The 12,612-nt window shown below is 59.8% G+C and carries 11 protein-coding genes and 5 pseudogenes; 9 read left to right on the top strand and 7 right to left on the bottom strand.

From position 1 onward, the window contains the following. Positions 1-133 precede the first annotated feature (133 nt). Entirely contained in the window at positions 134-1,753 is a 1,620-nt protein-coding gene (locus tag FJ492_RS27615) for an ABC transporter ATP-binding protein (protein WP_140508025.1), read from the top strand. A 27-nt stretch (positions 1,754-1,780) separates the two neighbouring features. Here the strand turns inward: FJ492_RS27615 and FJ492_RS27620 are convergent, their stop codons facing one another. From FJ492_RS27620 to FJ492_RS27640, 5 genes and pseudogenes are all read right to left on the bottom strand, one after another. Then, positions 1,781-2,125, bottom strand: coding sequence for a hypothetical protein (locus tag FJ492_RS27620; RefSeq protein WP_140508027.1), 345 nt, complete (start codon positions 2,123-2,125; stop codon positions 1,781-1,783). Between the two features lie 154 nt (positions 2,126-2,279). Next, positions 2,280-2,723, bottom strand: coding sequence for a hypothetical protein (locus FJ492_RS27625; RefSeq protein ID WP_246676143.1), 444 nt, complete (start codon positions 2,721-2,723; stop codon positions 2,280-2,282). Then, on the bottom strand, positions 2,720-2,950 hold the full coding sequence (locus FJ492_RS27630) for a hypothetical protein (protein WP_140508029.1): 231 nt from the start codon (positions 2,948-2,950) through the stop codon (positions 2,720-2,722). Before FJ492_RS27630 ends, FJ492_RS27625 begins: the two co-directional genes overlap by 4 nt. Before the next feature lie 492 nt (positions 2,951-3,442). Continuing rightward, positions 3,443-3,727 (bottom strand): hypothetical protein, encoded by a 285-nt coding sequence (locus FJ492_RS27635; RefSeq protein WP_140773460.1) that lies wholly within the window; start codon positions 3,725-3,727, stop codon positions 3,443-3,445. A gap of 570 nt (positions 3,728-4,297) precedes the next feature. Continuing rightward, positions 4,298-4,680: pseudogene (locus FJ492_RS27640) on the bottom strand (helix-turn-helix domain-containing protein); the annotation flags it as partial. Between the two features lie 246 nt (positions 4,681-4,926). Here FJ492_RS27640 and FJ492_RS27645 point away from each other — a divergent pair. Continuing rightward, a complete protein-coding gene (locus FJ492_RS27645; RefSeq protein WP_348641921.1) occupies positions 4,927-5,115 on the top strand; it encodes a hypothetical protein in 189 nt (62 codons plus the stop codon). Between the two features lie 157 nt (positions 5,116-5,272). Here FJ492_RS27645 and FJ492_RS27650 read toward each other — a convergent pair whose 3' ends face one another. Next, positions 5,273-5,680: a lysozyme inhibitor LprI family protein gene (locus FJ492_RS27650; RefSeq protein ID WP_140773462.1), complete on the bottom strand. Its 408-nt coding sequence runs from the start codon at positions 5,678-5,680 to the stop codon at positions 5,273-5,275. Positions 5,681-6,149: 469 nt separating this feature from the next. On the opposite strand from FJ492_RS27650, the gene FJ492_RS27655 reads away from it, so the two are divergent. Further along, the gene (locus FJ492_RS27655) at positions 6,150-7,184 is read left to right on the top strand and encodes a YihY/virulence factor BrkB family protein (protein ID WP_140508035.1); all 1,035 of its coding nucleotides are present in this window, start codon (positions 6,150-6,152) and stop codon (positions 7,182-7,184) included. 274 nt (positions 7,185-7,458) lie between these two features. Here FJ492_RS27655 and FJ492_RS27660 read toward each other — a convergent pair whose 3' ends face one another. Then, positions 7,459-8,769, bottom strand: a complete 1,311-nt coding sequence (locus FJ492_RS27660) for a tyrosine-type recombinase/integrase (RefSeq protein ID WP_246676144.1) — start codon at positions 8,767-8,769, stop codon at positions 7,459-7,461. Positions 8,770-9,194: 425 nt separating this feature from the next. Between FJ492_RS27660 and FJ492_RS27665 the strand changes: the two are divergent. The 6 genes and pseudogenes from FJ492_RS27665 to FJ492_RS29525 all read left to right on the top strand — a co-directional run. Next, positions 9,195-9,278: pseudogene (locus FJ492_RS27665) on the top strand (carboxymuconolactone decarboxylase family protein); the annotation flags it as partial. Between the two features lie 104 nt (positions 9,279-9,382). Further along, positions 9,383-9,820 carry an NAD(P)H-dependent oxidoreductase gene (locus FJ492_RS27670; protein ID WP_246676150.1) on the top strand — a complete coding sequence of 146 codons (438 nt, stop codon included), beginning with the start codon at positions 9,383-9,385 and terminating at the stop codon, positions 9,818-9,820. Positions 9,821-10,107: 287 nt separating this feature from the next. Then, a pseudogene (locus tag FJ492_RS27675) lies at positions 10,108-10,560 on the top strand (DUF3788 domain-containing protein); the annotation flags it as partial. Between the two features lie 143 nt (positions 10,561-10,703). Beyond that, the gene (locus FJ492_RS27680) at positions 10,704-11,621 is read left to right on the top strand and encodes an NADP-dependent oxidoreductase (protein WP_140773466.1); all 918 of its coding nucleotides are present in this window, start codon (positions 10,704-10,706) and stop codon (positions 11,619-11,621) included. 197 nt (positions 11,622-11,818) lie between these two features. Beyond that, positions 11,819-12,358: pseudogene (locus tag FJ492_RS27690) on the top strand (carboxymuconolactone decarboxylase family protein). Positions 12,359-12,382: 24 nt separating this feature from the next. Next, a pseudogene (locus FJ492_RS29525) lies at positions 12,383-12,580 on the top strand (DUF488 family protein); the annotation flags it as partial. Between the last annotated feature and the right edge of the window lie 32 nt (positions 12,581-12,612).

Here is a 12,612-nt window from a genome sequence, read left to right on the forward strand (position 1 = left end):
TCGGCACCGCCAACTGGCTGCTCCTGTTTCCCGCCTTCTTCCTCGTTTCGACGCTGTTCGCCCTGAACTTCGTCGGCGATGGCCTGCGCGACGCGCTCGACCCAAGGGATCGATAAAGATGGGGAACGCTGACATGGCCACTCCCGAAACGATCCTCAGGGTCAAGGACCTCCGCGTCCGCTTCCGCACGCTCGACGGTGCGGTCGAAGCGGTCAAGGGTATCAACATCCACGTGAATGCGGGCGAAACCGTCGCAGTCGTCGGCGAGTCCGGCTCCGGCAAGAGCCAGATGATGATGGCGGCGATGAGCCTGCTGGCCTCCAATGGCGAGGCGTCGGGCAGTGTCGACTATCGCGGCCGCAACCTTTTGACGCTGAGCAAATCCGAGCTGAACAAGGTCCGCGGCCGCAAGATCAGCATGATCTTCCAGGAGCCGATGACCTCGCTCGATCCGCTCTATTCGATCGGCAACCAGCTGATCGAGCCGATCCGCCGGCATCGGGGCCTGAGTGCCACGGAGGCGCATGATGAGGCGCTCAAGCTGCTGCGGCTCGTCCATATTCCCGATCCGGACCGGCGGATGAAATCTTATCCGCACGAAATGTCCGGCGGCCAGCGCCAGCGCGTGATGATCGCCATGGCGCTCGCCAACGACCCCGACATCCTGATCGCCGACGAGCCGACGACGGCGCTCGACGTGACCATCCAGGCGCAGATCCTGATGCTGCTGGCCGAGTTGCAGCGCAAGCTTGGCATGGCGATCGTCTTCATCACCCACGACCTCGGCATCGTCCGCCGCTTCGCCGACCGGGTCTATGTCATGCGCCAGGGGGAGGTCGTCGAGGAAGGGGAGGCGGAAGCGATCTTCGCCAACCCGCAGCATGCCTACACCAAGATGCTGCTGGCGGCCGAGCCGACGGGAACCAAGGCACCTCCGCCCGCCAATGCGCCCGTGGTGCTCGAGGGCAGGAATGTCGAAGTCACATTCAGGATCGGTGGCGGGTTTTTCGCCGGCGAACCGCTGATGCTGCGCGCTGTCGATCACATCTCGATCCGGTTGCAACGCAACCAGACCATCGGCATCGTCGGCGAATCCGGCTCAGGTAAATCGACGCTCGGCCGCGCCTTGCTGCGGCTTTTGCCGAGCGATGGGCTCATTCGGTTCGGCGATCGCGACATTTCCACTGCCAACCGGCAGCAGATGCGACCGCTGCGGCGCCAGATGCAGCTCGTCTTCCAGGATCCCTTCGGCTCGCTGTCGCCGCGCATGACCGTCGGCCAGGTCATCACCGAAGGGCTGCTGGTGCATGAGCCGAACCTTTCGGGAAAGCAGCGCGACCAGCGCGCGGTCGAGGCCCTGCGCGAAGTCGGTCTCGACCCCAACGCCCGCAACCGCTACCCGCACGAATTTTCCGGCGGACAACGGCAACGCATCGCCATTGCCCGCGCCATGATCCTGAAGCCGAAGATGGTCGTGCTGGACGAGCCCACCTCGGCGCTCGATCGCTCGGTGCAGAAACAGATCGTGGAACTGCTGCGCAAGCTCCAGGCCGACCACGAACTGTCTTACCTGTTCATCAGCCACGATCTCGCGGTGGTGCGCGCCATGGCCGACTACATCATCGTCATGAAGCAGGGCAAGATTGTCGAGGAGGGGCCGACCGAGGCCATCTTCAGCAATCCGCAAGCCCCTTATACACAGACGCTGATGAACGCCGCGATCGACGTCACGCGCTTCCGGTTGAGCGCGTGACAAGTCACTGTAGTGAGGCCTGTTCGCTCAGCCGGCTGAGCTGGCGCACTTGCGTGCGCGCACGGCGACAACGGCATCCTGCTGTTGCTTCAACCGGTCGATCCTTGCCGTTTCACGGTTGGCGACCGCCATCTTCACGCGCGATCCGCCGGGCAGCCAGCGCGGCACTCTGGTGTTGGCGACCTTGCCGCGGGTGATCGCGGTTTGCGAGATGTCGCTCGCGCTGCTTCCCACGGCGCTGTTGAGCTCGGTGCAGCTCATGCTCTCGTATTTGGCCGGATCGGCCGTCCTGCCGATCGAGGAGCATCCGGCAACAAGAAACACCGTAGCCAGAAGAACCGGTGCCGATCCGGTCGTTGAGATCAAATTCATGTCCGCGTCCGGTTCGCCGTATTACCGGCTCCCTCATATTCATCGATCAAAACTAGGGGCCGATGCCCATCTCGTCAAAGGTTGAGAGGCCGATAGCCCAGTGCTCGCGCTCTGCACTGGGGTATTGGCCCGTTTATTCAATGTCATCGAAATCTTACGCTGCTTCGGCGTCCAATCCGGTCATGGGGACACAACCACCACCGAGCACCATTTGGGCGACGTCCGTGGCATTCTCATCGACATGGGCCGTCACCAGCACAACTCCTTCATCGACGCCTCTACGCTCAAACCTTCTGGCGCCCGCGGCCATGGCTCCGAACAACCCGCCGAGGATGCAGCCGCAGCCTATCAGGGCCGTCGCCGACAGGCCGGTCGCAAAAGGATTGATGCCGTGGACAGCAAAAGCGCTCAGGCAAGCCAACAGCCCGGCGGCGGCGCCAAGCATGACAGCGGGAGATTTCAGGACACCGATTTCGTCTTGGTAGGGCCCGATAATCGCGATCTGTACGCGAGGAACCCCGGCCGCCAAAAGATTGCCGGCGATCCGGGCTGCTTCGGAATGGGATTCAAAAAGCCTGCTGATTGTTGGCATGGTCATTCAGGGCGCGTCGTGTCCGTCAGCACGTCGGTAACGAAGGATGCGGCGATCAAATCGTCGCCATAGATCCGGCCTTGACCGTCCTCCATTACGGCCGCGACCTTTTGGAAGGTCTTGATTTCGCTCTTGGTGATCCGCGCGTCGCGCATCCTGCTCCTGAGGTCTGCCACGCGCAGCTGCAAGGCATCGGATCTTGCGTTGTCACGATTCGAGATTGTCGTGGTCATCTACGTCCGCTTCTTTTTTGATGGTCCTCGCGCCCAGCCAACCGAACTCTGGAGGGCGGGCAAACGTTCCAGGGCTGGGCTTCGGTCTGGCGAGGTGCGGGACTTAGGTCTTGCCCCAAGACGTAATGGTCTTGCCGGCCGCGGCGCCCGGAACAGCCGCTGTTTGCCACCGTTTGTCCGCTACGAGATTATGGGAGGAAGCCGATGGAGAAGAGTGTTGGCCAGGCGCGCTGGTTGCTCGCACCGATCTTCGCTGTGGCTATTACCTTCATGGTGGCTGGAGTAGTCCTCAGCTGATTGATCACCAAGTTCCCCTTTGGTGCAGCAAGCCCCCTACAGGCCCGTCCGGCGTAGGATACGACGAATTGCCTGGGCTCACGGACCCAAGTTCGCGCAATTTAGTTCCGGCGATGACGAGATATCAGAATTGGCCCGGTTCTCTTTCGCAGCTGGTGGCCAGGCTTGATCGAGAGCCGGGCCACCAGTCGGCGATCAGTAGCCGCTGTTTTCCATCACCACCGGGTGATGATGACGGTGGTGAGTGGAGACGGAGCCGGTGACAACGACCGTATTCCGATGGTGGTGCCGGCGGCCATTATCGTAGAACCCGATCTGTCCATGGTAACGGTGATGAAGGCGCTGGCCCTCCTCATTGATGATCCTGACGTGGTTATGATGTCGATGATGGGTCTTGATGATAACGTCAGTCTGGGCGGCCGATGCCAAAGCAGGGAACCCCAGCGAAAGCGCCAAAGCGCAGATGGCCACTGTTTTCATTCCAATTTCTCCATTGCCTTGATTAGCCCTTCGTCGGGTACAACTGCCGCTGATCCCTTTGGTTCCGGCTTCCCGGGACAGCTGGGACGTATGGTAAATCGAAGGGCTGGCTATCGGATCGCGCGACCAGACCTGGAGAAAAATCGCAATATTGCGACGGACTCCCATGAGTCCTCACCCGGGATGTTCGCGACATCGGCTCTTCTACAATACGGTTGGTTCTCCCGGGCAGCTACGCCGCCGCATAGTCCGTCGTCCGCGCGGGCAGGCCAGCGCAACTGCCGCTGTGAGGACCAATCTGTCCCTGTCCCACAAAAGCAGTTTGCTTAGCTATTTCGAGATCCTGTCACGCTACGGAACATTAGATAAGCCTAATGGTTTTATCTCCACAGCAGGCATCACAGTTTGAGGTCCGCTGAAGATCAGCAGGCAAAGGCTGATCGGCCCGCGTCCTCCGCCAGAGGCGCGGGCTCACCAGGCAGGCAACGGGAGAGAGATCATGAACAATATCATTTGGCTCATCGGAGCGGTGGTCATCGTGATAGCGATATTGAGCTTTTTCGGTCTCCGCTAGGCGGCCTGCACCGTGCCCTTGCGGGTGACGTTGGAGGAGCGAGGCGCATTATTGCCCATGTTCAGCAGCTCGTCCTGCTTTAGAATTTCGATGCTGCGCAAGCCGAGCAGGCGAATGACGCTTTTGTCCTTGAGGCGGGTGAAGACCCGCGACACAGTTTCGATGGTGAGGCCGAGATAGTCGCCAATGTCCAGTCGCGACATCCGCCACTCAATCTTGCGCAGGCCTCCTTGGCGTTCCGTCATGTCGACCAGCAAGGCTGCGACCCGTTCGATGGCATTCTGGCGGCCAAGGACCAGGAGGTGTTCTTGTGCTCTGGTCAAACCCGTGAGTGCCAGCGCAGCAGGCGAGACATATCGGCGGCTGAGGTAATCCGAAAAAGGCAGTCCGCCGCGCGGCGCCATTTTTCAAGGATGTGATCGACTTGTGAAGCGACATCCCAACATTCTCCGTTTTTTAGATGTTGCTTATATTGCCTTAGAAACCGCACCTGATCGCAAACGACGGTCGGGGCACAAAAATAGGGAAGGATAATTTCATGAGCTTCAAAACTGCGTGTTGAGGCGCACTTGCTTTCACGATTGTTGGCGGCGCGGCGCTTGCCGGCGCGCTCGATGAACCCAAGATGATGGCCCCGTTCTTCACCGACGCGAGCATGAAGACGATGAAGCCCGACGCCGATATGAAAAAGGCTTGGGCTGCGATGGCCAAGGCTGATCAGGACAAGATGATGAAGGAATGCAACGACGCGGCGATGAGCAAGCCTCATGCTCAGTTCTGCGAAAAATTGAAGGCACTTGGCGGCTCCAAATAGGCCATCGCCTTTGCCAACAACCTTGTGGCGGGTTATGCCCCGCCACCAGGCGCACCCCATCAGGCGAATCCAAAACGGCTTTTTTGGACGAAATTGTGCCGCAAAACCCAGCGAGTTTCTGGTTCCCGCTGCATTGTGATCAAACCAATTGTGGGCGTCAGTTCGCTGTTGGAAGGGGGCAGCTCGCATCGCCTTCCCGGCAATTCAGGTAACCTTCGAAATTCTTGACACGGGATTGCGTCAAGCTGTCCATGCACATCGAGATGAGCATCGGTGCCATGCTTCCTCCAGCCGCCCCCGCAGCCTGGAATTGGCACTCCGCATCGCGAAATTTGACCCAGCCCTGCTGCGCTTGAACGAGAAGCTTCTTGGCATCCGCATCGTCCTTGAGGCGGGTTTCGATCTGCTTGTAGAGCTCGTTTAGCTTCTTGTCCGATTTCTTGAACGAAGCATCGGCGCACTGGTTCGTGGTGACCTGATCCTTGGCGTCGGCGCATTTGTCCTTGGCAGAGGCAAAACCCGGCATGGCCAGAACCACGGCGGCAGTCAGAATTGCGGTTTTCATCGATTGTCCTCCTGTTTGCCTGTGGGCGTCATCTCATTCCGTAACGGTTCCGGCGAAGCAGCTGGCCAGCTTTTTTCGTTTTTTGCAACGCCACCGCGTGTTCCGCTCGTCGATCGCGTGAGCGATTTTCGCGGCGTTCAGGTGATGCTCCCGGAAGGCCCGCCGCCCACGCACCAGCAATTGAGAGCCGGATCAATGCTCTCGCCGCTCGCATCTGTGCCGGTGGCACCGAAGCAGTGATCCTGCGATGCCGGCACAACAGCAGGCGTCAATGTGCTGACCTTTTCCTTCGAGCCCGCCTTGGGAACGCGGAGTTACGTCGCGAGTTGAAGCAAAGGGAGGATCGTGAGTGAAGCGCATGGAAGTGTGGACGGTGCCATGGTGACGAAGGTCATAATCCGTCCGCAAGATTGTCCGCCGGTGTTGCGGCGAACTCTCCAGCCGAGCTGCGAAAAGTCTTGAGGCTAACATGTCACGGTCGCTGATTGCGTTTTGGCACCTGCTGAGCGAGAGCATCCGCGGCTTCGTCGACGACAATTGCTTGAGCCACGGGGCGGCGATGGCTTTCTATGCGACCACTTCGCTCGCTCCAATCCTGCTGATCGTTGTTGCCATCGCCGGTCTGGGCTTCGGGAACGATGCCGCTCAGGTCGCGTTGTCGGCACAGATTTCAGGCGTCATGGGTCCTCAAAGTGCCGACCTGCTGCAAGCAACGATCGAAAGCGCCTCCCAGAGAACCGCAGGGACATTGGCGACCATCTTGGGCTTGATCACTCTGTTTGTCACCGCATCCGGGGTGTTCGGAGAGATGCAGCTTTCACTGAACCAGATGTGGAAAGTGCCACCCACCGGATTTTCCATTTCGCGCTTGGTGCGGGCTCGCGCGGCAAGTCTGGGCTTGGTGGGAGCGCTGGGCTTTCTACTTCTGGTCTCGCTGGTTGCGAGCGCGGCGATATCGGCGCTTGCCCAAGTGATCAACGCTCACCTGCCTTTTGGCGAGTTTATCCTCGCCTCCATAAATACCATCGTCTCCTTTGTTCTGATCGCACTGATGTTTGCTGCCATCTACAAAGTTCTGCCGGACCGTTCACTCGAATGGCGTGATGTGGGCGTCGGCGCCGTGATCACGGCGCTTTTGTTCACCATCGGAAAGTCGTTGATCGGCTGGTATATTGGCACAAGCGCGGTTGCCTCCTCATATGGCGCTGCCGGGGCGCTGCTTGTGGTGCTGCTGTGGGTCTACTACTCATCGGAGGTCTTTCTACTCGGCGCGGAAATTACCCGCGCCTATTCGATCCGGCATGGCAGCCGGGCCGATCTGGCGCAAATCGTCCATTCGCGGACGCCACCGGCAACAGGCATCAAACATGATCGAAAGATATCGGAAAAAGAGATAGTTGGCTGGATCGTTTTCAGCAGCTTGGTCACAGCCCTGATTTCTATCGCGCCCTATCTCAAGAAGTCGGCTCTTCGCCACGGCAACGATCAAGGCACTGATAAATGATGGCTCGATTCGCAAAGCCATGCACGGCTCTCGAAAGGGCCGGGTACGCCCGGAGCCTCGCCGATCCGGCTCGTCAGACGCGCCACGTAGACACATTGCTATTTCTGTCGGGATATCTGTGGGGTAGCCATCGTCGCGGCGCTAACCCATTGTTGTTTCTGGTCGGAGTGGCAGGATTTGAACCTGCGACCCCCTCGTCCCGAACGGGCGGGTTGGCCAGCAAAAGCCCGGATTTCCGCCATTTCTCATGGCGTCTGAAGGCCAATGTTCACGTTTATTTCCGGTATATCTGTGGGGTAACTGTGGGGTAGGCGGAAATGTTCTCTTTCTGTGCCGCGCGCATCCTGACTGTGTTTTTGGGTATGTTTGGCAAGCGTGACTTGGAGACGATTGCCTCGGCGGCTTGGGCCTGAAAATCGGGGTGGTGATGGCCATAAGTCTGAATGAGCACTTGGACGCTCATGCCCAGGTATCCGGCCGCCGCCCAGGGGTCGGACCCCCGCTGCATCAGCCAGGTCGCGGCCGTGTGGCGGAACACGTGCGGGGTGATGTCGGTGCGGAAGACGCGCCGGACGCTACCGTGCGGTGTCGCAACCTCCTCATACCAGCCCAGTCCGGCCGCCTCGACCACCGAGCGGAAGGCCTTCTTGATCGACTGCACCGGTTTGCCGTTCCACTCAACCACGTAGTCATGGGCGATCATGCGGCCAATGCTGGCGCTTTTTCCTCGGCCCTTGGTCTTAATTTCCAGCGGTGTGCTCGCCCAGCGGCGCACATGTGCCACGAGGCGATCAGGCAACCTGACGGGCGGTTGACGCTTCTTGGTCTCGCGGCAACCGCTGGCGCGGCGGTAGAAAACGCCGCGTTCGATATCCACATGTCCCGCACCTTCTGTTCGCCGGACGGCCGCGCCGCAGATCGCGGCGGAGCGCGTGCCAGTATAGAGAGCGACCAAGATGAAGCGCGCGACGTGGCATGCGGTGCGACGATCGCTTGGCCTTCCCTTCCACGACTGGCGCATGCGCCATGCAGCGCGAAGCAGGGCGGCTGCCTCGTCGCGGGTCAGCCAGCGGTCGCGCGGTGCTGCTTTCGCGGGCAGCACAATTGCTGGCGCAGAAGTTGCGTAGCCTTCGCGGTGATAGTTGTTCAGCGCCGCTCGCAAATCCTCCAACTGACGCCTTGCGGCCGCGCCGTTGCCGTGTGCCCTGGCGTAATCGCGGCACATTTTGCCATCGATGTCGCCGATCTTTGTGTCGCCAAACCACGTTAGGACAACGATCAGCCGGTCGGCGGTTTCTTTCGGCTTCGCGTGCGAAGGCGCGACGTCGGTAAGGTATACGTTTACTGCGTCAGCTACCGGGACCGTGGCGGGATCACGACCGCGCTCGCGGGCCGGCCGGTATTTTTCCGTGATGTGACTGGCGAGACGCTTTTCAGCGCGTTCGCGGTCGCGAGTGCCGCCACAAGCGCTGATGAAGGTTGCGCCATCGCGGATGAACCAGCCGGCTCCGCTGCGCAGCTTTCCGTCCGCTCTTCTGCTTTCGGCGCGCCAGACGAGGCGCGCCCCTTTCGACGTCCGCGGCATAGCTCTCTCATTTTTGCGATCGCTGCCAAAGTGACGTATTCCTTGCCTGCGATCAACTCTGTCTGAAGACGGTCAGCATCTCGCTCTTTTCGCAGACCTGCCGCACTCATAGAGCCGTCCGGAAAGGCGATTTCGGCAGCTATGTTGAGTCGTAGGGGCGTATGGTCGTCCAACTGCTCTGAAATGCTCATTGCTTGCCTTTCGGGAGACATTGGAGAACAACCTGAACGTCATCGCATAGGGCTTACTTAAGCGATCATCCGATTGGAATGTACGGATCCAAGGGCGATGTGTGAATGACATCAGATCTATTCTGCGGTGATTGGGACACTCTGGCGTAAAAAACGGCGGTGCGCACAATAACCATCGTCAATCTCAGCATTGCCGAAGAGGACTCTCTGGCGGAAAACCTCCAGCGTGCACCCATGTACTCGCTGACGAACTTCTTCAACAACGTGTTCGATCACGAGAAGGACTTTCCCGCCGTCGCGCCGGCCGGCTCGATCTGAGCTCGGTTCTGTCGCTCGTAAAGCCATAGGAACAGCCACATGAACATCCTCCATATTGATGTTAGTCCGCGAAAGAATCGCATAGCCGCCAGCTTTCGGCGGCGATCGTCGAAAAGGTTCTCGAGGTTGCGCCCGGGGCGAGTATCACACGGCGGGATTTAGGAGCCGAGCCTTTGCCCCATACCGTGGCTCCCTACGCCGCCGCTTTGGCGTCACCGGCCACGTTAGCAGCCCCGCCCAGGGGTTCTCTGGATATTTCCGAAGCGCTTATCGAAGAAGTCGAAGCGGCCGATATGATCGTCATCGGAACGCCGATGTACAACTTTAGCATTCCGTCTGTCCTCAAGGCGTGGATCGACCAAATCCTGCGCGTCGGTCGCACGATGAAGTCGACGCCCGCCGGGAAGGTGGGAATGCTTCGAGACCGTCCTGTGTTTATCGGCGTCGCTTCCGGTGGCGTCTTTTCGGGCGAGCGAGCAAATCAGCCCGATTTTCTCACGCCTTATCTGACGCTGGTATTTGGCTCCATTGGACTAGTCTAAAGACCCTGCAGTTGCTCCCCTGCAAGCCACTGCGTTCCTCGACCGGGAGAAGGCTGAGTTGGCGAGGGAGAAGGCCTTCGCGGCGATCGATCTGACGGCCCTGCGAGAGTTTCGGGGCCTCGATACTTGGCCCCCAGTACTCGCAAGCACCGGCAGATCGTTTCCCGATGTCCGCCCTGCTCTGGGGAGCGTCGCACCAGCAGTTTTCTGAGGGCGCGCTGCAAGCTCCGCAAGCCCATATCATAACCCTCCGGCCTCCACCGGACTATCAACACGAGGTCTTTCTGATGATTTTACCTGCTAATACGCTTCCCCAAATCGGCGAAAGGATCACCGACAAATCAGCACCACCCGATGATGGCGCCGTCCGCGAATGGATCGGACCAGAGGCGTTCGAGCACTGGGCTGAGCTGCGGAACTGGATCGATGAATCCTACCCCGGAGTTTTTACGCCGGACTGGCTCCACGGTGGCAGGAACCGCGGTTGGTCCTTGCGCTACAAGAAAACCAAGGCGTTCACCACGTTGGTGCCGGAATACCGGCGGCTTTCGGCCGTGGTGGTCATGGGCGGGGCGGAACGAGAGAAGTTTGAGGAACGGCGTTATGTCTGGCGTCCGCAATTGGTCAAGCTCTACGATGAAGCCAAAACATACATCGACGGAAAATGGCTGACGATTGCCGTCTCATCGGCAGATGATCTGCATGAAGTGACGGAGCTTCTGACTATGAAGCGCCCGCCATGTCTCGTCGGCATCAAGCAGCAATTCGACATCAAGGTCGTCGCGGAAGGCGTTGAGCCGATAGCTAACTGCGTGAGAGATCGAAAGACCTTCCACGCCGGCAATTTACCTCGAACCAACAAATCACTGAGGAGACAATTCCCATGAAAGCGATCGTAGTGACGGACCAGGCTGCAGGAACGGCCGGGATGAAGCTGGTGGAGCGGCCCGAGCCGCAGGCGGCAATAAACGACGTCGTCGTACAGGTTCATGCAGCGGGATTCGTCAACACCGAACTGGAATGGCCTTCGACCTGGGCCGATCGAGCCTTCCGTGACCGGACGCCGTCGATCCTCGGCCATGAACTGGCCGGAGTGGTCACTGCACTGGGTTATGGGACGACGGGGCTGTCGGTCGGGCAGCGGGTGTTCGGCCTTGCGGATTGGCATCGCGACGGCACGCTCGCGGAGTATGTAGCCATGGAGGGACGCAACCTCGCGCCGCTGCCGGGCGATGTCGACTTTACAGTGGGCGCGAGCCTGCCGATCTCGGGCCTGACCGCGTGGCAGGGGCTGTTCCAGCATGGCCGCCTTCATGCGGGGCAGAGCGTTCTCGCGCATGGCGCGGCCGGTGCCGTCGGTTCGATGGTGGCGCAGCTTGCAAGGGAGGCCGGAGCCTATGTCATCGGCACCGGACGTGCCGCTGACCGCCAGAAGGCGCTCGACTTCGGCGCAAATGAATTCGTCGACCTCGGGAGCGACACCCTGGAACACGTTGGCGCAGTCGATCTGGTGTTCGATGTCATCGGCGGCGATATCCAGAAGCGGTCCGCAACGCTGGTCCGGGCCGGAGGAACGCTTGTGACCGTCGTCGGACCCACGAATATTCGACCTGCAGATGGCCTGGCGATTGACTTCGTCGTCGAGTCCGATCGTGCCCAAATGAGCGAGATAGTTCAGCGGGTCCGGGACGGGAGACTGCGGACGAACATCGGCAAGGTCTCGACCCTCAACGACGCTGTTGCGACTTTCAACTCGACCGAGCGCCGCGCGGGGAAAACGATCATCTGCGCCCGTCCGTAAGAACTTGGAGAGAGAGAGAGGCGGTTCCTCTCTCCTCCATGTCGTTTAAGCGCATAAGGGCTACAACCTTTCGGCGCTGGTTCCTTATCTTAATCGCCATGCTTGGCCTTGAACTCGCTGTGCATCCACTCTTGCTCCGAGGCAGATAACGATGCCCCAGATTCCCATCAGGGCCGTCACCATCAATGGAGAAGAACATGTCCCGCATCGCTATCCCCGGGCCCGGTGAGTCGCCCGCCGAATCGCAGACAATTCTGGACAACATCAACAAGACGCTCGGTTTCCTGCCGAACCACTCTCATGTCCATCAGTCCGAACGCCCTTGGCGGTTGGGCGGGCCTGATGAGGCCGGTGTCGAAGACCCTCGACCTGAAGACGCGGGAGGGGATGGCACTCGCGGTCTCGGAGGCGAACGGCTGCGACTACTGCCTCGCCGCGCACAGCTATGTCTCGACGAATTAGCAAAGATTCCCTCAGAGGAGATCGCGCTGAATCGGCAAGGCCAGTCGAGCGACCCGAAGCGGCAAGCTGCAGTGGCCTTCGCGAAAGCCCTCATCGAGACGCGCGGTAAAGTTTCCGATGCCCAGTTCGCGGCCGTCAAGGACGCTGGATGGACCGACGCCAACATCGTCGAGATGATAGCGTTGACAGCCCAATTCTTGCTGACCAATTTCATGAACAACGCGGTGCAGACCCCGATCGATTTTCCAGAAGTCACCCCTGCCAAGACATCCTGAAAGAGCCACCCCTATCGAGGCGATCTGGAGCAATGTCTCGAAGGCTCCCGCGGCCTTCGAGCCTCCGATGGCATGGGTGTGCTCGTCGGCCTCATCTGGCCGCGAGGCCCGACGGAGGAGGGTGCCCCTATTGACGTGTGGCTAAAGAACATCGCTCCAAGCGCCAGCCTTAGGATCTGGCTTGGCCATGATTCGAAGCGCCGCCACGAGTTTCATAAACGATACGTCGAGGAGCAACGCTTCTACCGCCCAAC

It is taken from the genome of Mesorhizobium sp. B2-5-4 (genome assembly GCF_006441095.1).
GTDB classification, from domain to species: domain Bacteria; phylum Pseudomonadota; class Alphaproteobacteria; order Rhizobiales; family Rhizobiaceae; genus Mesorhizobium; species Mesorhizobium salmacidum.